Origin of the sequence: Roseibium sp., from assembly GCF_965229775.1 — a bacterium.
Lineage (GTDB): Bacteria > Pseudomonadota > Alphaproteobacteria > Rhizobiales > Stappiaceae > Roseibium.
In genome coordinates this window covers 6,382,457-6,407,353 of sequence record NZ_OZ245929.1, presented here as the reverse complement: position 1 = coordinate 6,407,353, position 24,897 = coordinate 6,382,457, and the positions used below count along the sequence as shown (strand labels likewise).

Genomic DNA, 24,897 nt, shown 5'->3' with positions numbered 1-24,897 from the left:
CTATTCAACACTCTGGGATCGGGCTGAAACACTTTTGCCGCATCCCTCACCAGCCGCTGCGGCACCATCATAAGGGCGTGAGGCATGAAATCGCAAGAAATTCCTTGGTCGGCGGGCTAATCGGCCGTGTTTTTTAAAGGCCAGGTGCTTGACCAATTGGACAAGTCAGGTTCCGTACCGTCACATGTCTTTCGAGTCGCTTCCTCCATCAGAACAAGGCCGGTGCCGTTCCAGAACCATCTGTTCCAGAGGCCGCATTCGCCGACACCCGATCCCTTGAAATAGCTGACGAGTTGCTGATCCGCCGGGACCCACCTTGCGTTGTAGATCAGGTCCGAGGCGATCGGTCCCTTTTCCGACATGCGGGCAACATGGATCTGCCGGGCGGCACCGTCCTTGCCCGACAGCACGGCGACATAGGGGCTGTTGTAGGGGGTCGGCGCACCGCAGGGGATGATATAGAGGGACGCACTTTCCGCGAGCGGGACGCGCACCGCGTTCAGGCTTGCGAAGATGGTGGGATCGATCGCCGAGCAAAGCCGGTTGGCAGACCAGATGGCTGCGACCTCGGGCGGGAGCTGATCGGCGCTCAGGATCGGCAGGGCATGTGGTGCATCCTTGGCCGGATTGGTTCCGGGCGAGACGATGGCCGCTTCCGTTCCCGTGCGATCCTGGCGATTGTCCAGCCAGAGCAGGCTGGATTTCAGGCCCTGAAGCGGTACCGGCACGGATGTCGGGTCGGTGCTTTCGCCTGCCGGCAAATGCACGGTCAGAACCTGTCCCTTCTGCATTGCGTCCAGAAGGGTCACAGAGGCCGGGCCTGCCGGATACCAGAAACCGTCGCCTCCGAGGGGCCGGAAGCCGGTTGGAGGCGTGATCGCAGATTGCATTTCGCGCAATTGCTCAATGGGCAGTTCCTCGATCGTCGACCCGTCGACGTCGAAGCGCAGCATGCCTTCCTGCGGCAGTTGCGTGTTCGTTGTCAGCCGGACGAGGGGTTGCGCCTCGGCCTGCCAGTCGCGAACAATGCGCACGTCCACCCAGACAGACTGGCTGCGCGTGAAGGCCGACGCAAAGCAGGCACCGGTATTGCCGCAATCCACAGTCCATCCCTCGAAGCTCGGCGCCGTGCGGCCGGGCTGTGCAGAGGTTGCGGTTGAACTGAGAAAGCTGATCGCCGCAATCGTCAGGAAAGTTTGCAATCTTCGCGTCATTCTATCCGGTTACCCGATTTTGATTGCCATCTTCTCAGAGGCTTTTACTTCTTGTACGAAATGCAGGCCGCAAGGTGAAGCCGATAAGGTACATTAAGTCGGCGCGGGCTCCGATTGTCCCGCATTTGTTGCCGTGTCATGCACGGGTGTTTCAAAAGGAGACAGGTGTGTCGGAAGAAACCAACAGCAGCGAAACGGACGACATGCCGCCGATCCAGGTCATGGTCGTACCGGTGACGCCGTTTCAGCAAAACTGTTCCATCATCTGGGATCCGCAGACCATGCGTGGAACGGTTGTCGATCCGGGCGGCGATGTCGAACATATTCAGGAGGCGATCCGCAAGCACGACGTGAACGTCGAAAAGATCGTGCTCACACACGGCCACATCGATCACATCGGCGGCGCCACCGATCTTGCCGCTGCACTCGGCGTTCCGGTCGAAGGACCGCACGAAGCGGACAAGCCGCTCATAGAACGCGTGGCGGACCAGGCGGCCCAGTTCGGCGTGCCGGAGGCAAAGCCCGTTTCCCCAGACCGGTGGATGGAGGACGGGGACGAGGTCGAGATTGCCGGCCGTACGTTCGAGGTTCTGCATTGTCCCGGCCATTCGCCCGGTCATCTTGTTTTTTTCGACAAGGAACTGCAGTTCGCGATTTCAGGTGACGTCCTGTTCGCGGGATCCATCGGCAGAACGGATCTGCCGCTTGCGGATCATGCAACGCTGATCAGCTCGATACACGAGAAGCTGCTTCCCCTGGGTGACGACGTGTCCTTCCTGCCCGGACACGGACAGGCATCGACACTCGGTCACGAACGTGAGACGAACCCGTTCCTCACCTGAGTTGCGGCAGGTTGACGGTGTTTAGCTGAAAGTTGCGAGTGGCCTGACGTGCCTGTTCAAAGCAGTGCGCGCAGGTCGTCGATCCGGTCGTTGACCAGCCATCCGTAGTAGTTCTCACGCGGCCACGACCGCCCGGTGCGGCGGAATTTCGCGGCACGGCTCCAGGGATCGCCGAGATTGTAGAGGGTCGCCGTGAGACCGGGGTTCTTGGAAATGTCCACCTTGCCGACGGATTTGTAGGCTGCAATGGAGTCCTGGATGATCGCGGCCATGTAGTGCAGCGAGATGTTCGGATCCATTGTCGCCTTGTAGACCGCGTCGGAATTGGACGCCTTGAGTTTGCGGAAATTGCTCTGGCGCGACACGCGATCCGTCATTTTCAGGACGGTGAGCGGGCTGAGCTGACCAAGCCCGAAACTCTGGCCAGCGTAGAGTGGCTGGAAGAAGGCTTCGTTGAAGTTCTTCTTGGGATAGCGGACACCGTCAACCCGTTTGCCGCGGAACTTGCTGTTCCAGACATTTTCATAACAGGACCAGCGTCGGTCGCTGCTTTTCTGGATGTGCTCCTTGCGGCACCGTTCGAATTGCGGCCGCTCGACGAACTTGTCGACATGTTCGCCGTTGAGTTCGAAATCGAAGTTGATACCGGCATAGGCCAGCGCCTTGACATAATAGGACTGGGCGCTGTCCAGCGTGTCGTAGTTGTAGGTGTGCTCCCCGACGATTGCGCCGATGATGTGGATCGGATCAATGTTGTACTTGCGCGCGACACGCTTGATCGACCCCATGAGACGCCGGTCGCGCTTCAGGACGGCCAGCACCTTGTTGAACTTCGCATCGTAGCTGGATTTCGCCGAAGAGGTGCGGCGCGCGGATGCATACGGGATCTTCGGCTGGTTCTTGTACCTGTTGCCTTCAGGTACCGTGCGAACGGACTGGGCGTGGGCGGATTGCGTCAAACCGATTGTCGGCACGGCCGGGGCGAGCAGAAGGCCCAGAGCAAGAATGCCGGTCAATAAATTCGGAAAAACGCTCAAGGGGCCAGTCTTTCTGCACATATTAGTCGCTCTGCGCTAGGCATTTTTGTTTAATGCGGAGCCGGGCAGGCCCCGGACGCCAGTCAACTTGCATGGATTTACATAGTTCACACTATGCGCCGGTAAATAACACACATATCGATAACCACCCGTAAAAAACATTGCTATGGCGCAGATGCAACAGCTTCCTATCGTTACGGCAGTCCAATCAACAAAGAAGTGATCGCGATCACGCGCAAGATTTCCCGATGGAACAGGTGCTATCTACCGTAGAATGCGGTCTTTCATAATACTTGCCGGACCCATGCAGAGCCGTACTGCTTTTGGAACATCCAGATGATCGTTGAATTCCCGGTGGCGCCGCAGACCGCAAAGTTCCCGCTGGATCGTCACATGCCAGAGTGCTTCGCCGGCCTGGGCCAACCGCTCGCGTTTCAGGTCCTCGGTCGCGTCCGGGTCGCCGTTCGCCTCGCTCAGCAGGGCCAGAGCCTTTTCAAGCTTCTTGATCAGACGGGAAAGTGTCGAGGCCTTCTCGCTGAAAATTTCCTGTTCCAGCGCAGCCGCCAGCGGATCCTGGTCCGCGGTTTTGGTAAATTGAGGCGGTCGAACTGACATGATCGGTTCCCGAAATCGTCCGGATCGTGATGGAAACTATTGTTGGCGTATTGCGGATCAGGCGGATCGCCGGGCTTTCAGGTCGTTTTCAAAAAGCAGCAATCCACCGAGCGCCGCCAGTTTGAACACACACGGCAACCCGGCGTAAGTCACGCTTAGCACGAAATTCAGCTGGGGTGTCATTGCAATGTTCGGATGATATCCGAACAAGCCGAGCATCGGCAGCGCAAGACCGGTCGCGACCGCGAGTGCCGACTTGGAAAGAAACGCCATGACCGAAAACAGGCGCGAGGCCTGCTGCTGCTTTCCATCCGCTTCGATGTGGTCGGCGAGAATGGCGGGAGGCAAGGCGAGATCCGCGCCGAGCGCCAGTCCGGACAGGGCGCACACCACTGCGTAGGCGGCAAGATCCCCCTCCTGGAGGAGCGCTGCCCAGCAGAAGGTGAAGATCGCGGCTGCGAGGGAGAACTGCCACGCGCGCAGCTTGCCGAATTTGCGGGCGGCCGCTGTCCAGATCGGCATCGACAGCGCGCCGGACAGAAAATAGGTCAGCAGGAAGAGCCCGGTGTAGCTTTCTGCACCGAGACGATCGCGAATGAAGAACAGCACCAGCACCGCCGGTATCGCGCTCGCGAATGTGTTCAGGAACACCAGGCCGAAGAAGATCGCCCGCCAGCGGTTTTTCATCAGGGAAGCCCAGCTTTCCTGCTTCTCCCGTCGCGCAGGCAGGTCGAGCGGTGTTGCATGCATCCAGCGCACCAGAAGCCAGAGCGCAATGCAGAGCAGCGGAAGATATCCGAGCGATAGCCAGTGAAAGGCCCTGGAGGGCCCCACGATCTGTGTGAGCACGGGTGGTGTGACGGCGGCGACCAGCAGACCGACGAGGCCGATCGCTTCGCGGCTCGCCGTGACCCTTGTGCGCTGCGCGGATGTCGTGTGCCACAACCCGCCCAGGGCCTGAAAATTGATGGAGACGACGGAAAACCCGGTGGTGCAGATGAAAACCGACGCAGCAAACCAAAGCACCGGAAAAGCCTCGGCCGGATGAAACAGCATCCAGAAACCGATGCCCAGCATGACTGCGCCGAGCGCCAGGATCAATGTGCGTGCGCTGTGGAACCGGTCACTGAGATCGCCGATGATCGGGTCCTGGATCGCATCCACCAGCCGCAGTGCGAGCAGGACAGACCCGAGCGTTGCCAAGGGCAACTGCATCGTGACCGCATAAAAGTCCGGGGCATGCAGGTAGATCGGCAATCCGACGAAAGCGAGCGGAAACGCCATGGTGCCATAGGCAACGAGGCTTTTGACGCTCAGCCTTTTCGACGTGGGAACCGATGCATCTCGAAGACCGGTATCAATGCGGTCCGAAGACGCGTGTCTTTCGTCAACGGACACTGCAACCGGGTCCTATCGCCCGCTGCTCACGAACCCGCCCCGACCAGGCGTGCCCGCAGTTGCGGGTTGCGGGTCTTGTTGCCGAGCCAGATCGAAAAGAACCTCTTGGTGAACGCGGGATCGCTGATCGTCCCCAGTTTGCGCCCGCCCAGGTAAAAGACGGTGCTTCCGTTTGCGGTCCTGACACCCGTGATGGCCTGTCCTGCCGAAACGTTCGGAAAGATCGCGCTCATCTGCTTTTCCCAGGAAGCCAGCTGTGCCGCGGTCGCGCCACCCTGGCGCTTCATCTCCTTCACGGAGCTTTCCGTGATCGTCTTGCCCTTGAAGTTGCGCAGGTATTTCAGCTTGAGCGCGAAGGGGCCGGATGCACTGTAGACACCGTTGGGTGCATAAAGCTCGGCATCGAAGACCTTGAAGCCGAGATAGGTCATGCGCCCCTTGCCGACGAGTTCCGCCGAGGGAACGGTGCGTGCCGCCGGGCCAATGTCTGCCGCAGCAGGTGACGTTGCCAATCCGGCGAACGCGAGGAAGAGGCACAGGAACGAAAGAACGGGCCAGTTCAGACCGGCCGACATGATGCGCGAAGTCACAGGACAACCCTCCGGGTAATTGATGCACTTACCACGGCCTCAATACGCAGGGGGCCGGAGGTCGGATTTCCGTTTTTTGCCGCAGAGTCATCTGCAGCGTTCAAACGCATGCGCGCCAGGCGAAACTCAAGCCCGCAAACCCGATTTCCGCGCCCGCGATGTTCCCTTTGATGGTGCGATGCATTATAATCACCTGAACGATCACTTTTGCTGACCCATAGGCGCTGCTTTGGCGCCGGTGATCGAACCTGCCGGGAGAGACCCGGTTCAGCTTCTAACGTATCGGTGCATGGCTCCCCGCGTTTCGGGAAACAGGCGCCATTTCTGGGTTCGGGTGCGTGGCCGAGGGGCCGCGCGTTTGCAACTCAGCCAATTCGATCCTGCTTCCGTCTGCTGAACGGAGCACAAGTTTGGACCAGTGTCATGACCGACTCCGATCTGAAACCGAAACTGAAGCAGAAGACAAAGGTCCAGAAACCGAAACTCTACAAGGTCATTCTGCTCAATGACGACTTCACCCCGCGCGAATTCGTCGTGCTGATCCTGAAGGCCGAGTTCCGCCTTGACGTCTCCCAGGCCGAGGTCGTCATGATGACCGCCCATCAGAAAGGCGCCTGCGTCGTCTCCGTCTATCCGAAGGATGTTGCCGAGACCAAGGCGACACGGGCGATCGATGCCGCCAGCCAGCTGGGCTATCCGCTGCAATTCACCGTCGAGCCGGAGTGAGCGTGCCGGGAAGGCAAACACCTGGTACCTAGTCGGTCGTTACCGTGTTCACCGGGCTTATCCAGCGCCGGTGCATGTCCTGAATGACACCGGCCTTGCGTGACAGATCCATCCAGTAGTCGAAATAGGCAGCCAGACCCGGAGAGGATGGCGGCATCAGGTAGGCGAACAGGAAACGGCTTGCCGTGTTTTCCGGGACAACGGCCGAATAGCCGTCAAGCGATATGGCCAGTGCGCGGGCCTGCTCACGTGTCCAGAGCGCCGCGTCGACGTCTTCAAGGTGCTGCAGCTTGCTGTAGTCTGGCAGGACACGCAGTTTTGCCGAGGGAAACGTTCGCTTCGCGAGCGGGATCAGAACCGGATCGTCAAAAACGGCGATCGTCAGATCCTTGTTCTGTGAAATGACCGATTTCGACTTGAACTCGTCGACGCGATCGCTTTTGACAATGAGCGCGAGCGGACTCTCGAAATAGGGTTCACTGACGGTCAGCGTGTTGAGGCGTTCGTCGGTGATGTAAAGTCCGCCGACCGCGATATCGAATTTTTGCTGCTTGAGATCGTCCGCTAGGTTCTGCCAGTCATAGGGTATGAACTCCAGACGGACATTCATGCTCTGCGCGAACCGGTACATCAGTTCGACATCGTAGCCGACCAGCCTGCCGTCGTTGTTCCGGTAGGCAAACGGCATGACATTCGGGTTGATGCCGACGCGCAGGACGCTTGTGGTCTCGATCCGGTCGATCGTGTTGCGCGCAGACAATTCTTCAGTTTCCGGTGCCGCTGTTTCCGGCGGTGCTTCAGTTTCCGTCGCCGGTTCAACGGTCGCAAGCCGGTTTGCGTCGCTCAGCTGCTGGACGTAGTCCGGAAGGCCGGCCGCCTTGTAGCTGACTTCCGAATGCAGCGGAACATGGGTTCCGCCCAGACTGCCGATGGCCCAGATTCCGGCAAACGCCGCTCCGGAAACGGCCAGTGTCACGACAAGCGCGCGCGGATTGAACCGGACCTTTCCATGAAAGACGAAGGTGATGGCGGTTGCCACGAAGGCGAATGCGGACACGGATGTGATCACCTGGCCGTACCGGGTGATGGCCATCGTCTCCACGTAAAGATCCGTTGTTCCGGCAGGCAGGCCGAGCCAGTCCGCCATGAAAGTGACGGCGCCGATTGAGGACGTGGGCGAGCCGATGCTGGAAATCAGGGTCACGAACGGCAGTTCCAGCAGCTGCTGTTTTTCGATCGGCAGGTAATAGTAGTAGGCAGCGTAGACGAGAAAGACCAGAATGAAGAAATTTCCGATCTGCGCCAGCGGGTAGCTGACGGACAGCGTTGTTTCGATGATTTCCTTCTGTTGCTGTTCTTCTCCCTCGTTCTCATTCAGTTTCCTGGCGAGTTTCTGCGTGGCCTGCTGGATCAGCGGCAGCGAAGCCACCGACAGGGACGTGACAACGGCGACCATGAAGGCGTCGCGCAGACCGGACAGTATTTCGCGGTAGGTGAGCGGCAGAAACACGGTCAACAGCATCGGGAAGACCCACAAGGCAAGCACCAGCGAGCTCAACATCACGACGGCGATGTAGATCGACAGCGCGGCAAAGCCCGTCAGGCTGACGGAACTGATGGATTCAGCGAACAGGGCGCAAACGCCCACCGGTGCCAGGTAGACAATCCAGCCCCATATGCGCACGCATGCATTGCGGATGATCGTCAGTATGTCCAAGAGCGGTGTCGGCTTGACGCTGTGCTGGATCGCGATGCCGAAGATCACGCCCATCAGCACGACCGAGGGGATGTAGTTCTGGCTGAGGGCCTCGAAGAAATTGTCCGGTATGAGCAGTTCGACGAGGGAGACTGCGGAGCCCTTTTCGTCCGGCAAGCTTGCCGAAAAGTCGACAACGGTCGCGGTGCCGACAAGCGGGACAGTGGAGGCCGCCACGATCAGGAACGCGAAAGTCACGCCCCAAAGCAGCAGGTAGACAGGCCAGCTTTTACGAAACAGCGTCAGCGCAGTCGCCGGCGAGAGACGGCCGAGGCCGAGAAGCAGCGAGGAAATCAGATAGGGAAGCACCACCACTTCCATAAGCCGGATATAGGCATCGCCGAAAGGCTGCAGGAAAGCCGTCAGTGCCGGGCTGAAGGAGCCGATGCTGATCCCGAGTGCGCCGCCGATCAGCACCAGCAAAGGCAGCAGCTTGCTATTCACAAAGAGCGCTCCTCACCCAGAATGGCTTGACGGCGTTTCGCACAGAAACCATCGCACATGCTCATCTTTGCATGAGCACAGCCGACTGTTTCCTCTTCGTGATCTTGCAGGATAATCAACCGCTTGAAAAGCGGGCAGGTGTGCCTTCCGGCCGGCCTGCCCCTGATCAATCAATCGCGCAGTTTGACGATCTTGTCGTCGCCGCCGCCCGGTGCGTCGTCGTCCGGACCGTCCGTTTCCGCCACCACGGTTTCGTCGACGTCGATCTCGACCGTCTCCGTTTCCGGCTCAAGCGGTTCGGTGATGCCCAGATCGGCGGCGGGATCGTAGCTCTCCGTCAGGCCGAGTTCCTCGGCCGGACCCTTGCCTTCCATGGCCATCTGGTAGTTGGCGATCACGGATTTCAGCTGGACGATCTGCTCGTTGGCCGTGTCCACCTGGATCTTGTAGCGCTGCAGACGCTTGTTCTCGTCCACCAGGTCTTCCAGATTGTCGGCGAATTTCTGGTTCTGGCTGCGCTGGTGGTTCAGGTCGGTGAGCGCCGAATTGTAACGCAGATTGACTTCGCGCAGCTTGGCCGACGTCGCCATCAGCTCGTTGCGGTCCTTCTCGTGGTTCTTCTGCGCGCTGTCGAGGAGATGCTCAACCTCCTGCATGCGCTTCAGGATATCGCGGCCGCGCTCTTTCAGGGCAGAGTTCTCGCGGGCCATTTCCTGGAGCGACTGCGCACCGACCCGGCGCTGGGACGAAAGGTTCTCGATTTCCGCGTTCAGCGCATAGACTTCGTTGTCATGCTTGCGCTGCTCTTCCTCCAGGCGCGTCTTCGCATAGATCAGCTCCTGGTTGGCGACGTCCAGGTGTGACTTCAGGTCGATGTTGTCGTTCCTGAATTCGATCAGTTCGCGCTTGGCGGATTCCAGCTCGCTGGTCGCCTGGTTGTTCTTGCGGATCTCGTCTTCCAGGAGCTTCGCGCTCTCGGCAAGGTTCTGCTGGAGTTCCTTTTCCCGGTGCTTGACGGCTTCCAGGTCCTCCTTGAGGCTATCGGCATGACGCTCCAGCGTCTCGTGCTTGGCAAGCAGGTCGTTGTACTTGCCGCTGATGTCGGCAATCTGGGTGTTCGCCTCCACCAGCTTCGCGCTCTGCAGGCGGTACTCCTCGTTGACCTTCTTGTTGTTGTCGCGGATCGACACGATGTCGTTGCGCGCGGTCTCAAGCGCCGTGCGCGTTTCGGTGGCGCGCTTGCGCAGGGAATGCACTTCCGCCTGGGCGTCTTCAAGCTGGGTCGTCAGTGACCGCACCTTGTGTTCGGCGTCCAGAAGATCGGTGGAAATCTTGGCATTTTCGGATTTCAGGCGGACTTCGGTCTCCACGCTGTGACGCGAGGCCTCGATATATTCCGACATCATGCGGATGCTGGTCTGACTTTCGGAAGCGAAGGCCGCCATCTGGTCGAACATCTGGTTGAGCCCGCCGACACGCGACTTCAGGCCGTCCAGATGGTTCATCTTTTCCTGCATCTTGAGCGCGAAGGGAGACAGCTTTTCCACGTTGCCGGTCTGATCCGGCGTTTCCGATGTCTCTTGTGTGACTGTTGCCTCGTTCTGGCTCTCGGCCCGCTGCTCCTGCCCGCTGCCCGGGCGCGGGGACTTCGAGAAAATGCCCATTCCTGTCTCCTGAATTTCCCACCGGTGCCGCTCCGGTGGAATTTACGCACTCTTTACTCTTTCTTAACTCATGTGTCGTGGGCGTTTCAACGACTCAGACGGTTTGGCAAACAGAATATATCGGCAGGCGGAACCCCAAAAAGCGAAATGTCCCCGGCAAGCCCCGAGGTTTAAACCTATGGTTAAAAAATCACCACTGCCCGGTTGTGTTTTCAGGGGAAAGGTACTGGAAGAATTGCTGATGCGGATGGCGAAAGGAGGTTGCTCCGGTCTCTGTTAGAGGGCCTCATTCCCTGAGGCTCAAACATTGGGTTCTGACTTCGCTTTCGCTCAGGCTGATATCTGGATTCCGGATCTGGCCATGCAGCTGCGCTGCAGACCGTCCGGAATGACGAGTTGGGGGGCACTTTGCAACTACCACCACCGTCATTCCGGACAAGCACAGCCTCGCTGTGCGTAGATCCGGAATCCAGAGGTATTTCTGCCGCGGGCAGTCAGCACCACTTGAACAAATCATCTTTACACGTAAAAGTAGCAACATGCCTGCGCACGTCTACATGCTCGCCTCCGGACGGAACGGCACACTCTATCTGGGGGTGACCTCAAATCTCAGTCGCAGATTGTTCGAGCACCAGAATGGTCTGCTCGATGGCTTTTCAAAGCGCTACCACGTTACACGCCTTGTCTATGCCGAAGAGCATGAACGAGTGGACGATGCGATCGCGCGGGAAAAGCAGCTCAAGGGCTGGCGGCGGGCGTGGAAGATCGCGTTGATCGAAGAAAGCAATCCGGAGTGGAGCGATCTGAGCGAAGGAGGGCTTTTCTGAGGCTTGTTCTTTTGGTTCGGACTTCGCTGGCGCTCAGGCTGATGTCTGGATACCCGTTCAAGCCGGGCACAGGTTCCGGATCTGGCCGTGCGGCGCTGCTGCACTTGTCTGGAATGACCGTGTCGAATGTTCTTTCGTCATCCCGGCCAAACGGAGTGCGAGCCGGGATCGGGGAGGCAACTACGCTCCGTTTGACAACGACCTCTCGACACGCGTGGCTCTCCGGCCCCGGGTCTCACGTTGTTCGCCCGGGGTGACGACAGTGAGTATTGCCTAGTTGCCTTCACTCGTCGTTCCGGACAAGCACAGCCTTGCTGTGCACAGATCCGGAATCCAGAACTAATGCTGCCGAAGGCAGTCCGTTTGTCAAAGTTCCGGCTGGTCGTTGGTGACGCAGTGAATGCCGCCGCCGCCGTCGGCGATCGACCAGGCGTCGACGAGATGAACCTCGCGGGCTGGGAAGTAGCGCTGGAGTTCCTGTCTCAAGGTGGCATCGAGATCTTCGTCAAGCTCGCTCATGGCGACGACGTAGCCGTCGCCGACCAGCCAGTTCACGTCGCCGGGATACCATTCGACGTTGAAGCCGAGGGTCTGAAGATCTTCGGCAAGCCGCGTTTCGGTGTCTTCACCCGTGTCGGCAATCGCAACCGTGGTCGGGTTGATGAAGCGTGCGGAGCCGTCGATATGGCCCGTGGTGATATCGTCCGGGTGATGGCCGTAGGACCAGATGATCTCCGTCAGGCCCAGCGCCTCTTTCAGGATCTGTTCGTGTTCTTCCTTTCCGAGGCCCGGATTGCGCTGTTTCTGGCAGTCCCAGTTGAGAAGGGCGATGCCCGCGCCGTTGACCTCGAGATTGCCTTTTTCCAGGACGTAGTCCGTCCGGTCGGCGACCTCCATGCCGAGCAGTGTGCCGAGGCGGACGGGAACCCGGTCGTCCTTGTGATAGGTGGCGCCCGTGGAGCCGTCCCAGCCGGTGAAGGCCCAGTTCTGGATGGTGAGCGTTTCGCCGTCTGTCACATAGATCGGCCCGTTGTCGCGCATCCAGGCGTTGTCGATCGGGACGATGTGCCAGGTCACGTTCGCGACGCTGACGCCACGATTCACGAGGAAACTTGCGGCAGCCTGCTGTTCCTTTTCCGAGTTGGCGAGCAGGTGCACGCTTTCGTGCTTCTGCACTGCCTGGATGATGTCGGCAAAGGCGGGGCGCATCTCCTTTTCGTAGCGGCCGGGCCACTGCATCCAGATGGCCGCCTGTGGTTCCCATTCCGCCGGCACCCGGGGGGACGCCGCCTCAGCCACGGACACAGCCAGCAGGCCTGTCAGTGCTGCTCCGAATAGAGGCAATCTGCGCATCGGCATTCGTTTCCCGTTTCCTTGCCAGCGGTCCGGTCAATTGCCCATCTCGTCGATGGTCCAGTTCAGCGGCCAGCCCTCGGCCGGACCGGTCACCCCGTCGCAATTCGACTTTTCCAGATATTCGACAAGCTCGTAGTCGCCGCTTTCGGCCATCATTTCGTGCCGTTCAAAGGCCCCGCAATCATAGTTGGGCGAATAGTAGGTCGTGCCGGTGACCTGGCCCGTGTCCGGGTCGAAAAACAGATTGTTGACCAGTGCTTGATTGGGCTGGTTGAAGTCCGGCGGTGTCTCGAATTCCTTCCACTCGTCGAGGGACGGATTGAAGGGAATGTGGACCGCCATGAAATAGGGCACGTTGGCATCGGCCATGGTACAGGGCACGACCCAGGTCTCCACGTCGCCCTCGGCATAGAATTGTGCGCCATAGGCGGGCAGGGTTTCGTCCAGCCGGCAATCGAGCGTGCGGTAGCCCATCATCTGGACCGACTCGGGCAGTTCATCGACCGTGTAGACAAGGCCGCGCGCTCCAGCATCCTGCGACGGCATGACCGGCGGCGGCAGATCGTTCGCGGGCGGCGGCGGTGGTGCGGCAGCCTGTGTTTCCTTGGGTGCGGCGCTGGGTTCTGCCGCGGCAGGTGCGACGGCAACCGAACCGTCGGCCGGCAGGCCACCCCAGGCAACGGCCGCATCCAGCCTGCCGATCCGGCCCTGTTCCCGGTCCATTGCCAGCAGTGAGTGGGTCAGGCCGGAGAGCTTCACCCAATAAGTGAGCGTGCCGGCTGATCCGCCATAGTCGATCTGGATCTGGGCGTCTTCGCCCAGGCGCAGCTTTTCAATGAGATCCCGGTGGGCATCGCCGCCGAAGGTCATCTCGTTGCCGGTATAGATCTTCGAGGCCGTGCCGAAATAGCCGTAGTTGTCTTCCTCCAGGCTCTCGATCTCGATGCGCGCGCGCATGCCGACATCCAGCTTCGTCGTCGGACGCAGGGTGACGAAGACGTCGCTGCCGGGTTTGGCGCCACGCTCCACTTTCAGCCGGAAGGCCTCGTCGTTGGAGCTTTCGCCCTCCGTCTCCGCGATACAGTAATTCTTGTCGTTGCAGCGCACCGACCAGTCGCCGAATGTGGTGCGGGCCAGTTCCGCCGCAGCCGGGCCGGTGAAGGCCAGTACGGCAAAGGCGCTGATAATAAGTCTCGTCACGAAATCCCCCGGGCCGAAGCGCGTTGTTTCAGGCGCTTCCACGGGTATCATGGAATGGTGTCGGAATTCCTTATGCCCGGCGGGAAATGCGATAAGCCGGAAGCAAGGGACGACGGATGTGCGTGACCGTCCTATATGTGTCTTTCGGACCGTTTGCCGCCAAAGGACCTCCTGCCGTTGACCTCTTCTGCAACCGCACAGCCGACCAAAGCGCCCGAACCCGGCGAAGACCGCCTGGAACAGGCGGAACGGCGGGGGCTGCGGCTGGCGATCATCTGCCGGACAATTGCTGTCGGTGCGGCCTTCCTTTGGGTCGGCGGAACCTGGGCTTTTACCGGTTTTTATCCCAATCCGTGGATCTTTGTCGGGCTAGGCGCGTTCACCGCAATCGGCATCGGCCATGCGAGCCTTATCGGCACGCGCTTCGACCGCTGGTGGATGAAATACGCGATCTATTTTGTCGACGCGATCGGGATCTGCAAGACCTTCGCGTTCTTCCCGATCAGCCGGAGCGGCGACGTGCCCCAGATCCTCGCCTTCCGCGCCTACGGCATCTACTACCTGTTTCCGCTGGTTGCCATGGCGACCCTGTCGCTGTCGCCGCGCCTGGTCCTGTGGACGGGGGCGGCCGTTGTCGCCGGCTGGTGGGCGGCCTTCCTGATCGTCGTGTCCGGCATGGAACGGACGCTCTCCTGGGGTGATCTCACGCCGGGGGCCGGCTTCGACGCCTATGTCGAGGTGTTCCTGTCGCCCGATTTCATCGGCAACGGCAACCGGGTGGAGGAAACCGGGTTCCTGTTCATCGCGACGGGCATCCTGGCGCTTGCCGTTGTCCGGGCAAGGCGGGTGTTCCGGGCGCAGGTGAGGGCGCAGGCGGAGCGGGAACAGGTCGCGGCAACGCTCGGGCGTTACGTGCCCGAAGCGGTCGCCCGCCGCCTGATCGACGATCCGAACGCACTCACCCCGCAGGAACGGCACGCGGCGATCCTGGTGATGGATATCGCCGGCTTCACCGCCTATGCCGCCAGCCGCGCGCCGGGCGAGGTGATCGACCACCTCAACGGGTTTCTCGCCGGATGCGCCGAGGTGATTTCCCGCCATGACGGCGTCGTCATCCAGTTCACCGGCGACGGCCTGATGGCCTCCTTCGGCACGCCGATCGACAGCAACGCGCCGGAAAGTGCAGCGATCGCCGCGAGCCAGGGGCTTCTCGGCGAAGCGCAGGCTTCCAGCTTTGCCATCCGCATCGGCCTTGCCGCCGGCACGGTCGCCTCGGGCAGCATCGGCTCCTCCAGCCGCCAGGCCTTCACCGTCTACGGCGACACCGTCAACCGCGCCGCCCGGCTGGAGGCCCACGGCAAGGTGCTCGGCAGGGCGGTGCTGATGGATGCAGCGGTGGCCGGACACGCCGGTGCCGGGCTGGAACGCTTCGACGGGCAGGAGTTGAAGGGGCTTGCCGGCAAGGTGGACGTGTTTGCACCGGGTTGAGGACCGCCCCACGCTCCGTGCTGCCCCGACCCTGAGCCGGGGCCTGTTTGCCTCGATTGCAGGCGGTCCCGGATCGGGTCCGGGACGGCGTTTGTCGTTGGGGCGTGAGCGCAACCACGGCCGTCATTCCGGACAAGTTAAGCACAGCTGAACGCCGATCCGGAATCCAGAAGTTTTTCGCGCCAAGGGCGCGTCTTTCACGACCCAACCGTACGCAATTGGTTTTGAGCTCGCTGCGCTCGCGCTGACATCTGGGTTCCGGATCAGCGCGCAGCTTTGCTGCGCTTGTCCGGAATGACGGGGGGGCGCGGTGAGGCAGCCTCTCAACTCACCTCAGCAGTCATCCCCGACTTGATCGGGGATCCACCAAAGCCAACCGCGGTCAGAAGACTACCGGTTCAGATCTTCATAAAGATCGCACCAATCCGGATTGTGTTTCTCAATCGCCTGCACCTTCCAGGCGCGAGGCCAGCGCTTCAGACGTTTCTCGCGGGCGATGGCTGCGTCGGGCGTGTCGCAGGTCTCGTAGTAAACCAGCCGGGTCACTCCGTATCGCCGGGTGAACGCGCTTCCGGCCTTCTCCCTGTGTTCGTAAACCCGTCGCGCCAGGTCATTGGTGACGCCGGTGTAAAGCGTTCCGTGCCGGCGGCTGGCGAGCATGTAGACGTAAAACGCCATAGCCAGTTGTTGCGTGGATTGGATCCCCGATCAAGTCGGGGATGACCACATTCTGGAATTGAAGTTCCCAGCTATCGAACAGCTCGTTTTCGAGTTTATAGAGCTCGCTGCGCTCGCGATGATATCTGGATCCCGGATCAGCGCGCAGCTCCGCTGCGCTTGTCTGGAATGACGGGGGGGATTGCCTAGACAGGGTGAACGTCAAACTCCGCGGTCATCCCCGACTTGATCGGGGATCCACTCGTTTCCGGAGTGCCCGGAACGGCTACCGCCCCGGCCGCCCGCTCTTCTTCGGTCTGCCTCTCCGTTTCTTTTCCTCCGCCGGGTCCTCGTAGGACCCGACGCCGATCTTGCCGCGGCGGACGGGTTTGACCGGGTCGTCGGAGCCCAAGGGGACTTCGGTGCGGCCGACGGTCATTTCGTCGAGGGTGTTCTTGCGGACCTTGGCGCTGGGCGAAGGGAGGGCGGATTTCTGTTTGGCGGCGCGGGCGCGGTCCCGGGCGGTTTCCTTTTTCTTGCCGCTGGCGCCTTCCTTGGTGCCGCCGGCGCCGAACTTGCGGTCGCCGCGGAAGCCGCCGGTGCGGTCGTCGACGTCGGACTGGCGGGCCATGGCGTCGTCGGCCACCGCGAGCTCGGTCTCCTGCAGGCGCTTGATCTCGTCGCGCAGGCGGGCGGCCGTCTCGAAGTCGAGATCGGCGGCGGCGTCGCGCATCTGCTTTTCCAGGTCCTCGATATGGGCGGCGAGGTTGTGGCCGACCAGCGAGCCTTCCTCGGCAAAACCGGCGTCCACCGTGACGTGGTCCTGCTCGTAGACGCTGTCGAGAATGTCGGCGATGTTGCGTTTGACGCTTTCGGGCGTGATGCCGTGCTCTTCATTGTAGCCGAGCTGTTTTTCGCGGCGGCGGGTGGTCTCCGCGATCGCCCGCTCCATCGAGCCGGTCATGTTGTCGGCGTAGAGGATCACCTTGCCGTCGACATTGCGGGCCGCGCGGCCGATGGTCTGGATCAGCGAGGTTTCTGACCTGAGGAAGCCTTCCTTGTCCGCGTCCAGAATGGCGACAAGCGCGCATTCGGGAATGTCGAGACCTTCGCGCAGGAGGTTGATGCCGACCAGCACGTCGAAGGCGCCGAGGCGCAGGTCGCGGATGATTTCGATCCGCTCCAGCGTGTCGATGTCGGAGTGCATGTAGCGCACGCGCACGCCGTTTTCGTGGAGATATTCGGTCAGGTCCTCGGCCATGCGCTTGGTCAGCGTGGTGACCAGCGTGCGGTAGCCCTTCTGGGCGACCTCGCGCACCTCGCCGAGGAGATCGTCCACCTGGGTGGAGGCCGGGCGGATGTCGATCACCGGATCGACGAGGCCCGTCGGCCGGATCACCTGTTCGGCGAAGACACCGCCGGACTGTTCCATCTCCCAGGAGCCGGGCGTCGCCGAAACGGCGACCGACTGCGGCCGCATGGCGTTCCATTCCTCGAAGCGCAGCGGCCGGTTGTCCATGCAGGATGGCAGGCGGAAGCCATATTCGGCCAGCGTCGCCTTGCGGCGGAAGTCGCCCCTGTACATGGCGCCGATCTGCGGAATGGTGACGTGGCTTTCGTCGGCGAAGACGATGGCATTGTCGGGCAGGTATTCGAACAGGGTGGGGGGCGGTTCGCCCGGCTTGCGGCCCGTCAGGTAGCGCGAATAGTTCTCGATGCCCGCGCAGGAGCCGGTCGCCTCCAGCATTTCCAGGTCGAACATGGTGCGCTGTTCCAGGCGCTGGGCTTCTAGCAGGCGGCCATGGGTGTTCAGCTCCTCCAGGCGGTGCTTGAGTTCTTCCTTGATCGACTTGATCGCCTGGTTCAGCGTCGGCTTGGGCGTGACATAGTGCGAGTTGGCGTAGATCTTGACGCTTTTCAGCTCGCCCGACTTCCTGCCGGTGAGCGGGTCGAACTCGGTGATCGACTCGATCTCGTCGCCGAACAGGGAAATGCGCCACGCGCGGTCCTCGTAGTGGGCCGGGAACAGCTCGATCGTGTCGCCGCGCACGCGGAAGGCGCCGCGCTGGAAGGCGGCATCGTTGCGCTTGTACTGCAGCGCGACGAGGTCCGCGATGAGCTGGCGCTGGTCGATGCGCTCACCGACCTCGATGGCGAAGGTCATCGCCGTGTAGGTCTCGACCGAACCGATACCGTAGATGCAGGACACGGAGGCGACGATGATGACGTCGTCGCGTTCCAGCAGGGCACGGGTGGCCGAGTGGCGCATCCGGTCGATCTGCTCGTTGATCGAGCTTTCCTTCTCGATATAGGTGTCCGTGCGCGGGACATAGGCTTCCGGCTGATAGTAGTCGTAGTAGGAGACGAAATACTCGACCGCGTTGTCCGGAAAGAAGGCCTTGAACTCGCCGTAGAGCTGGGCGGCGAGGGTCTTGTTGGGCGCGAGGACGAGCGCCGGGCGCTGGGTGCGGGAAATCACCTGCGCCATGGTGTAGGTCTTGCCCGATCCGGTGACGCCGAGCAGCACCTGGGTCTGCTCGCCGGTCTCCATGCCCTCGACCAGTTCGGCAATCGCGGTCGGCTGGTCGCCCCGGGGCTCATATTCCGATTTCAGGACGATCTCGACGCCGCCCTCGGACTTGGCCGGACGGTCCGGCCGGTGCGGCACCCACAATTCGCCGTTCTTGTGCAACGGGTTGCCGGATTCGATCAGCGCCGACAGCGCTTCCACGGTTGCGGTTGCGCCCTGGTTGCCGCCGAGATCGCCGTAGCGGCCGTCCGCCGCCGACTTCTTCTTGTTGTCCTTCTTGTGCTGCTTGAGCTTTTCCTCGAGCTGCTCGGCCTCCTCCAGTGACATGTCCAGACCGGCCACCGGGTTCAGTCCGCCGGCGGCCCTTTCCCGGGCACTGTCGGCTTTTCCTATGGAGGTGCCACGGGCGGATTTAGTGGGCTTTGGCTTTTTTTCGCTCACGGCCCGTCGTGCTTTCGCACTGGCCTCCGCGGGGGCGGCCTGACCGGCCGGCGCGCGTTCGCGCTTGCCTTCGCTCTGCTCCGGATACTTCCCCTTGGCCTTCGCGCCCTTGGGCGACAGCTTCGCCTTGCGGCCTTCCTGAACATCCTTTGCGACCGCGCCGTCGCCGCCTGCACGCTCGCGCTCGCGCGATGAGGTGCGTGCGGTGCGGCTGATCGTGCCTGGGGCGCCGGGGGCCAGGTCCTGTGGCGCAGCCGGGTCCTTGATCTTCGATTTTGCTTTCGGTGCCGGCTTGTCGGCCTCTTCGGCAATCTCGGCGGCCCAGTCGCTGATGGAGCCGGAGAGCGGTGCACCGGACAGAGGTTTCTGCGGCGCTTCGCCGAAGCCTTCGGGCGTGGCAGTGTCTTCGGAACGGGATTTGGGGGAACGCTTCTGCATGGCTGCAATATGGTCCGGTTCCACGCGCGTGGAAAGGGGGGCGGCGGTCACTTCGGACGGGTTTTCAGGACTTCCTGTCAGTCTCCTGACACAAGGGTGTCAGGAGCGTGCAAGCGGCGGCACCGGCCAGGACACATCTGGAGGCCTACTGCGCCGGTTTTCCAAACGAGACCTGTCAGATCCGCGGAGGTGTGGAGCCGCCGCCGAAGGCATTGGACAGGAGCGCGAAATACTGGCTGCCCTTGACGCCGTTGGCATCGGAACCGTCGACCCCTTTCAGCATCTTGCGTGCACCACCCGCACCGAGCAGGTGGGATGCGGCCAGAATGCCGGCCAGGGAAGCCTTGTCCGCGTTGTCGATCAGGGTTTCCATCACCTTTTTGGTTTCGCGGTTGTTCAGGAGACTGCGGTAGTTCCTGCGCGTGTAGGCGATCATTTCCAGGTCCTGGCAGCTGTTCTTGTTTTCCAGCCAGTCGAGACGCGTGGCCACGCCCTTCTTGCCGAGCCACCAGCGGTTCTCGGCGAGCAGTCGTGTGGTCGCGCCGCTCCTGACGTAGTCGCCATCGATCAGTGCCAGCGCGCCGAACTGCCAGCGCCCGGAAAACCCGATCGAGTTGACCGCCGCGTAGTTGTTGGTGGATTCGCGCAGACCCAGAACGTCGGTGTACATGCTCCAGTCGGCCTTGGTGAAGGGCCCGAGCGTGCCGTCGCCGAAATTCGGGTCCTCGGTGCCGGGACCGCTGCTTTGGGACGGTTCCGCATCGAAGCCCAGCAGCATCCGGATCGCCACGACCTGGCGCTTGTCGAACTTTGACACCTTGACGCTGTCGCTCTGGTTGCCGCCGAGCAGGGAGACCTTGTCGCCATCGGCTTCGACGAAGAAACCGACATGGCCGGACGAGTCGGTCGTGCCGCTTCTCGGCCTGAGCACGACGACGGAGCCCACCGGGATGGCCGCCTTTTCCCAGGCGCCCACCGGGACTTCGACATCGCCCCAGGTCTTCCAGCTGGCCGCCCGCGCCGCCGTTGCCTTGACCACGGATTTCGCCGCAATGTCCGATCCCGAATTGGCGAGGCACCAGGCGACAAACGCGCCGCACCAGGGGTCTTCGCGGGTGGTCGAATAGTCTGTCGCCTTGAAGTATTTCAGGACATCCGGGTTCGGCGGGGCTCCGGTCTCCTTGACGCCTTTCACCATTTCCTCACGTGCCTTGACGTACCAGGGCAGCTTGTCGACCGTCATGTAGATGAGGTCTTCCGGCGTCAGTTCGCGGACGAGCGTGAAGGAGCGTTTCAGGGCGGCATCGAAAACGGCGAAGATCTTGTCGTCGACTTCCTTCAGCGAGTGATCGTCTGCCTCCGTGCCGAAGAATTTCCGGTAGCGCTTCAAAATGGAAGGTGCCTCGGCCGCGTTCGCGGCCGTCAGCATCGGGATGAACTTGGTATCCGGTGCGCTCTCCAGCTTGTCGATATAGGCGACCGCCAGATCCTTGCCGCAGGCCAGGCACAGGAAAAGCTCGATCGTCGTGGGCATCCAGGGTCCGCTCGCGACCGTTGTGTCGTCTGTCGAAAAGTGCTCGCTGAGCGCTTTCGTCGCCTCGAAGGTCCGGTAGCCGAAGCCGTAGCACTGGAACACCGGCACATCGATGTCCCGCTCGATGTAGCCCGCTTCATTCCAGGGACTGTCGACAAAGCTCTTCCACTCGGCCGCAGTCAGCGCAAAGGGGCCGTGGCGCTCGACGCCGTCCACGGTCTCGACCGTGTTCTGCGGGACGGAGTCGGTTTTCGTGCCCGTGTGCGCAAGCGCGTAGGCGATCAGGAAGTCGCGGTTGATGCCGTAGCCGTCCGCCTCGGCCGCCTTGTTGATCACCCGAGCGGCGAGCGTGCAGTTCTTGACGAAGGACCATGGATCCAGCGGTTCGGGCTCCGGCGGATCAATCGGTTCCACGTCCGTCGCGCGGACCCAGCCTTCCTCGTCGCCGCCCGTGAACTCGGCTTCCACCTTGAACCAGGTCTTGGTGTCGTCTTCCTCGATGGCTTTCAATGGCACATCCGGCACGAGATCGACACGTTGCAGCTTGTCATCGATGGTCAGAGGATCCGATGGCACGTTCGGATAGAGGAAGACACCTCCACCTGTCTTGGCCCTGTGATACATGGCAGTTCCCCAGGCGCTGTGCGTATCGAAAAAACGCTTGTCGGGTCAGTCCGATACCAGTTTGTAGAACGTCGGCGTGACTTCGTCCTTCGAAACGCCAGTCATCGACAGGTCCACGCTTTCAAACGCGTTCGAGTCTTTCAGGGCAATAATCAATTCCCTGATCTCGTTGATCCGGGTTTTACTGGTATCGGACGACCCGGACATCTCAAGCACCTTCTGCACGAAGGTCGCTTCGGCTGCCGCGTCGTCGGCGAAGCGGAAGCGTTCGTAGTAATTCTTGTAGTTCGACGTGTTACAGGCGTTGTTTCTCGCCTGGTCAAGAATAGCCGGTCCGCTCCGGCGGTTCAATTCGGTGCTGATGTCACCATCTCGGAAGGAACTCTGGGACCACAGCAGGATTCCGGCACGTGTCCTGTCGCCGAAGTTGTTGGCAGGTGACGAAATGCAAAGGAATTGCTGAACCGTTGTCAGATCGGCTTCCTGTATCTGTTCTTCCCAGGGCGTGACGGCACCGCTTATCCGCTGTTCATCCGACAGGCCGGGGTCAACCGTGACCGGTGCACGGGCGGTGAACGTCCGCTCCACGCCACCGCCGGCGGCGCCGATGGTCAGGCCGCTCTGGGGCGACCAGTTGATGGAGTTTTCCGGCGTCGGTGCAATTCCGCTCGAGCCAAGCGTCGAGTAGTTGTTGATGTTGGCCTCGATCGCGAAGGGCAGGCAAAGACGCAGGTAGGATCTCAGCACGAATTCGGCCTGCGGCCTGTCGGTGACCTGGATCCGGTTGGTCCGGAAGTCCGCCCTGAATTTCCGGCGGGTGTTCAGCACGATGGAGTTGACCGTGGAGGATTCCACCTCCAGCAGCAGGCGGCTGTGGTAATTCTCGACACTCTTGGAAATGAGGTCAAAGGCGAGGCCGGCAACCGTCAGGGCGGTCGCGGAGGCGTCGGCGACGCCCATGATGCCCGTCGTTGCCGCGCGGATCGATCCGATCTGGCTCTGGATCGGACCCCTGGAGCGTTTCTGATTGTCCAGCCACTGCAGATAGGCATCGCAGCGGCGGTCGATGTCGTTCATGCCCTGCGCGACGACGATCAGCCACTTGGGATCGTTGATCGGGTGTAGATGGCATGTGCTCGATGCGTAGGACGACACGCTGGCCGCGAGGCCCGCCTGCTGGCAGAGATAGGCAAAATACCGGTTCTGCAGGTTGCTGGTCGTGGCAATGTCGGCTTCCGATGTCGCCAGGTTGGAACCGATGCCTTCCGTGAGATAGTTCGTGCCCGCAGGTCCGCAGCTCGCAACGAGCAGCGCTGCGAAGATGCCGATAATCGGGCGCAAAAAATCCCGGTGCCCGCGCGAACGCGAACTCCTGCGGGTCAGCATACGACCACTCCGTAAATACGCTGAAATACCATCGCGCCCGGTTGCGGACACGTCACTGGGTCAACTATCCCGACAGCGTCTTCATGTTGTCAATTGTTTGTTAACCATTTGCGGGCCGGGTTTGCCCGCCCCGGGTGCGCGTGCAGCCAGGTGATGCCGCCAGGTTGGAGGCGCGAGGGCATAAATTCCTGAAGTAACGGTCTTTTCCAGCCGCATTTACGGAGAGCGGACTGATGCCGATTGCCGCTGCGTCCGTCAGATTATGTGTGGACACTTCCACGCAACAACGGCGTTCAACGGGCCGGCAACCTGTCACTCTTGCCGATCCGGTAGGATTCCGCCGAATCGTCCAAACCGCGCGGCGTCCTGTTTGAATGCTCCGTCTGCGGCACCGGGTTTTTACCCGGCCGCACGCTGCACGCGGCCGTTTCCGTCGGTTTGAACCACCGGGTTCTGGCGGTAGAGATCTTCGATGCACACCGACATGTTGCGCCCGTTTTCCTTGGCGAAGTAGAGCGCCTGGTCGGCGAGCGCCAGGAGGTGGGAGGCGGTGTCGGCATGTTTGGGAGCCGATGCCCAGCCGATGCTGACACCGATCTGGGCCAGACCGCCGGATACGGGAATGGGCTGGGCGATGGCCTCGATCAGGTTGTCGGAAAGCCAGCGCATGCGGTTGTCGTCGACCGGGCCGCGCAGCAGGGCCATGAATTCGTCGCCGCCGGTTCTTGCAATCAGCGCATGGCCGGACAGGACCTTGCGCAGGCGGTGGGCAACCTGGCGGATGACCATGTCACCCGCTTCGTGACCGTAGGTGTCGTTGACCGCCTTGAACCGGTCGAGATCGATGGCCATGACCGCGCAAGGGGTCTCGTGACAGGTCTCGATCGCGCGGTCGAAGACGGCGTGGAAACGCGGCCGGTTGGCCAGTCCGGTCATCAGGTCATGGGTCGCCATGCGCCGGTTGAGGGTTTCGCTGTCCTCCAGCGCCTTTGACTTCTGTGCGAGTTTGCGCGCGAACACGATGCCGATGGCAACGAACATCAGGACCAGAAGCACGGCGATCGGGCCGATGGTGTTGCGGATCTTGCTGCCGGGCGCCGCGCTCGTCCACTCGAAATAGCCGATCGGCCGGTGGCCGTGCGCGGCAACCGGCACGCTGGCGGCGTGATGGTCGCTGCCGGCGACATAGGTGAAATCCTGCAGCAGCAGCGTCTCGCCGATTTCGGCAAGAAATGCCTCCTCGATCAGGGCGACCGACACGATCACACCCGGAGGGCCGTCGGGCAGGGACAGGCTCGCCGTTTCCGGGACGATGGCCATGGCGCTGACAAGAGCCGGTTTTCCGTCCACGTCGCGCACATCGGTGGCGTAGATCGGCGCAAGTTCGCCCTTCTCGACGTATTTCACCTTGTAGCCGTCGGCCGAGGGACGGCGGACGGTCTGGTAGCCGATGCGGGCCTTGGCGATGAGATCGCGGGTGGCGTCGAGAACATCCCGGCCGGCGACGGGCGGGACGATCTCGTCCTCCGCCGCCACCAGGATGGCCTCGTTGCGGCCGTCCACGATCAGGGTCCAGTCATGATGGAAGTCGAGCCACATCTGGCGGGCGATTTCGTGGGCAAACGCATCGTCGATGCGGTCATTGATCTGCACTTCCCGTGCCGTCTTGTCGTTGACGGCGATGAAGGTCTGGTGCCGGGCTTCCAGTTCGAGACTGTGTTCCAGTGCCTCTGTCACCAGGGCGCGTTCATGGCGCAGGGCCAGCTGGTCCGCCCGGTGGGTGGTGCTTATGAAGAGATAGACCATGGCAAAGACGCCGCCTGCCAGAAGCAGGGCAATCGACGCATAAGCGAAATGGCGCAACCTGACGCTCTGTGCTGCCTCTCCGGCTGCCGCCGGCGCTGTGCCGTTTGTCGTCTTGTCCCGTTTCATTAAGCGCATGCCCCCACACTGCCGAAACCTTGTCTTCAGTGGCTAAGCGTTGCACGGGGCCGGTGAAAATCAGGTTTTCAAGCGGGAGGCCGGGCGGGGTTTTGACAGTTTGGGTTAACGGACGGTGAGCAGGACCGGACAGATTTTGAAGAAGTAGACGTTCGTGGCGCTTCTTCCAGCCATCCACGTTTCAAAGCC

The 24,897-nt window shown here is 61.4% G+C and carries 18 protein-coding genes; 4 read left to right on the top strand and 14 right to left on the bottom strand.

Going from position 1 to position 24,897, the window contains the following annotated elements; all coding sequences use genetic code 11:
- Positions 1-116: 116 nt before the first annotated feature.
- Complete coding sequence (locus tag ACO07N_RS29155) at positions 117-1,214, bottom strand: DUF1176 domain-containing protein (RefSeq protein WP_421984354.1); 1,098 nt, start codon at positions 1,212-1,214, stop codon at positions 117-119.
- 203 nt (positions 1,215-1,417) lie between these two features.
- On the opposite strand from ACO07N_RS29155, the gene ACO07N_RS29150 reads away from it, so the two are divergent.
- On the top strand, positions 1,418-2,056 hold the full coding sequence (locus tag ACO07N_RS29150) for an MBL fold metallo-hydrolase (RefSeq protein ID WP_421984512.1): 639 nt from the start codon (positions 1,418-1,420) through the stop codon (positions 2,054-2,056).
- A gap of 56 nt (positions 2,057-2,112) precedes the next feature.
- On the opposite strand, the gene ACO07N_RS29145 is transcribed toward ACO07N_RS29150, so the two are convergent.
- From ACO07N_RS29145 to ACO07N_RS29130, 4 genes are all read right to left on the bottom strand, one after another.
- Complete coding sequence (locus ACO07N_RS29145; RefSeq protein WP_421984511.1) at positions 2,113-3,054, bottom strand: DUF1402 family protein; 942 nt, start codon at positions 3,052-3,054, stop codon at positions 2,113-2,115.
- A gap of 303 nt (positions 3,055-3,357) precedes the next feature.
- Complete coding sequence (locus tag ACO07N_RS29140; RefSeq protein WP_421984353.1) at positions 3,358-3,708, bottom strand: DUF6665 family protein; 351 nt, start codon at positions 3,706-3,708, stop codon at positions 3,358-3,360.
- A gap of 57 nt (positions 3,709-3,765) precedes the next feature.
- Positions 3,766-5,106: an MFS transporter gene (locus ACO07N_RS29135; protein WP_421984352.1), complete on the bottom strand. Its 1,341-nt coding sequence runs from the start codon at positions 5,104-5,106 to the stop codon at positions 3,766-3,768.
- Between the two features lie 26 nt (positions 5,107-5,132).
- On the bottom strand, positions 5,133-5,696 hold the full coding sequence (locus ACO07N_RS29130; protein ID WP_421984351.1) for a chalcone isomerase family protein: 564 nt from the start codon (positions 5,694-5,696) through the stop codon (positions 5,133-5,135).
- Between the two features lie 423 nt (positions 5,697-6,119).
- Between ACO07N_RS29130 and clpS the strand changes: the two genes are divergently transcribed.
- Positions 6,120-6,422 carry an ATP-dependent Clp protease adapter ClpS gene (gene clpS, locus ACO07N_RS29125; protein WP_421984350.1) on the top strand — a complete coding sequence of 101 codons (303 nt, stop codon included), beginning with the start codon at positions 6,120-6,122 and terminating at the stop codon, positions 6,420-6,422.
- Positions 6,423-6,450: 28 nt separating this feature from the next.
- On the opposite strand, the gene ACO07N_RS29120 is transcribed toward clpS, so the two are convergent.
- Both ACO07N_RS29120 and ACO07N_RS29115 read right to left on the bottom strand, forming a co-directional pair.
- Positions 6,451-8,622: a cation:dicarboxylate symporter family transporter gene (locus ACO07N_RS29120; protein WP_421984349.1), complete on the bottom strand. Its 2,172-nt coding sequence runs from the start codon at positions 8,620-8,622 to the stop codon at positions 6,451-6,453.
- Positions 8,623-8,792: 170 nt separating this feature from the next.
- Positions 8,793-10,286: a hypothetical protein gene (locus ACO07N_RS29115; RefSeq protein WP_421984348.1), complete on the bottom strand. Its 1,494-nt coding sequence runs from the start codon at positions 10,284-10,286 to the stop codon at positions 8,793-8,795.
- Positions 10,287-10,825: 539 nt separating this feature from the next.
- Here ACO07N_RS29115 and ACO07N_RS29110 point away from each other — a divergent pair.
- The gene (locus tag ACO07N_RS29110; RefSeq protein WP_421984347.1) at positions 10,826-11,113 is read left to right on the top strand and encodes a GIY-YIG nuclease family protein; all 288 of its coding nucleotides are present in this window, start codon (positions 10,826-10,828) and stop codon (positions 11,111-11,113) included.
- 366 nt (positions 11,114-11,479) lie between these two features.
- Here the strand turns inward: ACO07N_RS29110 and ACO07N_RS29105 are convergent, their stop codons facing one another.
- Together ACO07N_RS29105 and ACO07N_RS29100 are read right to left on the bottom strand one after the other, a co-directional pair.
- The gene (locus tag ACO07N_RS29105) at positions 11,480-12,472 is read right to left on the bottom strand and encodes an agmatine deiminase family protein (protein WP_421984346.1); all 993 of its coding nucleotides are present in this window, start codon (positions 12,470-12,472) and stop codon (positions 11,480-11,482) included.
- A 30-nt stretch (positions 12,473-12,502) separates the two neighbouring features.
- On the bottom strand, positions 12,503-13,669 hold the full coding sequence (locus ACO07N_RS29100; protein ID WP_421984345.1) for a DUF1176 domain-containing protein: 1,167 nt from the start codon (positions 13,667-13,669) through the stop codon (positions 12,503-12,505).
- Between the two features lie 177 nt (positions 13,670-13,846).
- On the opposite strand from ACO07N_RS29100, the gene ACO07N_RS29095 reads away from it, so the two are divergent.
- Positions 13,847-15,157 (top strand): adenylate/guanylate cyclase domain-containing protein, encoded by a 1,311-nt coding sequence (locus ACO07N_RS29095; protein ID WP_421984344.1) that lies wholly within the window; start codon positions 13,847-13,849, stop codon positions 15,155-15,157.
- Between the two features lie 390 nt (positions 15,158-15,547).
- Here the strand turns inward: ACO07N_RS29095 and ACO07N_RS29090 are convergent, their stop codons facing one another.
- The 5 genes from ACO07N_RS29090 to ACO07N_RS29070 all read right to left on the bottom strand — a co-directional run bounded on the left by ACO07N_RS29090 (position 15,548) and on the right by ACO07N_RS29070 (position 24,699).
- The gene (locus ACO07N_RS29090; RefSeq protein ID WP_421984343.1) at positions 15,548-15,835 is read right to left on the bottom strand and encodes a GIY-YIG nuclease family protein; all 288 of its coding nucleotides are present in this window, start codon (positions 15,833-15,835) and stop codon (positions 15,548-15,550) included.
- A 265-nt stretch (positions 15,836-16,100) separates the two neighbouring features.
- Positions 16,101-19,223 (bottom strand): excinuclease ABC subunit UvrB, encoded by a 3,123-nt coding sequence (uvrB, locus tag ACO07N_RS29085; protein ID WP_421984342.1) that lies wholly within the window; start codon positions 19,221-19,223, stop codon positions 16,101-16,103.
- Between the two features lie 175 nt (positions 19,224-19,398).
- Complete coding sequence (locus ACO07N_RS29080) at positions 19,399-21,381, bottom strand: TIGR02594 family protein (RefSeq protein WP_421984341.1); 1,983 nt, start codon at positions 21,379-21,381, stop codon at positions 19,399-19,401.
- A gap of 45 nt (positions 21,382-21,426) precedes the next feature.
- Entirely contained in the window at positions 21,427-22,767 is a 1,341-nt protein-coding gene (locus tag ACO07N_RS29075; RefSeq protein ID WP_421984340.1) for a hypothetical protein, read from the bottom strand.
- Positions 22,768-23,166: 399 nt separating this feature from the next.
- The gene (locus ACO07N_RS29070) at positions 23,167-24,699 is read right to left on the bottom strand and encodes a diguanylate cyclase domain-containing protein (RefSeq protein ID WP_421984339.1); all 1,533 of its coding nucleotides are present in this window, start codon (positions 24,697-24,699) and stop codon (positions 23,167-23,169) included.
- Positions 24,700-24,897 lie beyond the last annotated feature (198 nt).

What these genes read in the sequence shown, in the direction of transcription:
- ACO07N_RS29155 (WP_421984354.1), bottom strand. Translation starts at nt 1,214, where the DNA reads ATGACGCGAAGATTGCAAACTTTCCTGACGATTGCGGCGATCAGCTTT.
- ACO07N_RS29150 (WP_421984512.1), top strand. Translation starts at nt 1,418, where the DNA reads ATGCCGCCGATCCAGGTCATGGTCGTACCGGTGACGCCGTTTCAGCAA.
- ACO07N_RS29140 (WP_421984353.1), bottom strand. Translation starts at nt 3,708, where the DNA reads ATGTCAGTTCGACCGCCTCAATTTACCAAAACCGCGGACCAGGATCCG.
- clpS (WP_421984350.1), top strand. Translation starts at nt 6,120, where the DNA reads ATGACCGACTCCGATCTGAAACCGAAACTGAAGCAGAAGACAAAGGTC.
- ACO07N_RS29115 (WP_421984348.1), bottom strand. Translation starts at nt 10,286, where the DNA reads ATGGGCATTTTCTCGAAGTCCCCGCGCCCGGGCAGCGGGCAGGAGCAG.
- ACO07N_RS29110 (WP_421984347.1), top strand. Translation starts at nt 10,826, where the DNA reads ATGCCTGCGCACGTCTACATGCTCGCCTCCGGACGGAACGGCACACTC.
- ACO07N_RS29105 (WP_421984346.1), bottom strand. Translation starts at nt 12,472, where the DNA reads ATGCCGATGCGCAGATTGCCTCTATTCGGAGCAGCACTGACAGGCCTG.
- ACO07N_RS29090 (WP_421984343.1), bottom strand. Translation starts at nt 15,835, where the DNA reads ATGGCGTTTTACGTCTACATGCTCGCCAGCCGCCGGCACGGAACGCTT.
- uvrB (WP_421984342.1), bottom strand. Translation starts at nt 19,223, where the DNA reads ATGCAGAAGCGTTCCCCCAAATCCCGTTCCGAAGACACTGCCACGCCC.
- ACO07N_RS29080 (WP_421984341.1), bottom strand. Translation starts at nt 21,381, where the DNA reads ATGTATCACAGGGCCAAGACAGGTGGAGGTGTCTTCCTCTATCCGAAC.
- ACO07N_RS29075 (WP_421984340.1), bottom strand. Translation starts at nt 22,767, where the DNA reads ATGCTGACCCGCAGGAGTTCGCGTTCGCGCGGGCACCGGGATTTTTTG.
- ACO07N_RS29070 (WP_421984339.1), bottom strand. Translation starts at nt 24,699, where the DNA reads ATGAAACGGGACAAGACGACAAACGGCACAGCGCCGGCGGCAGCCGGA.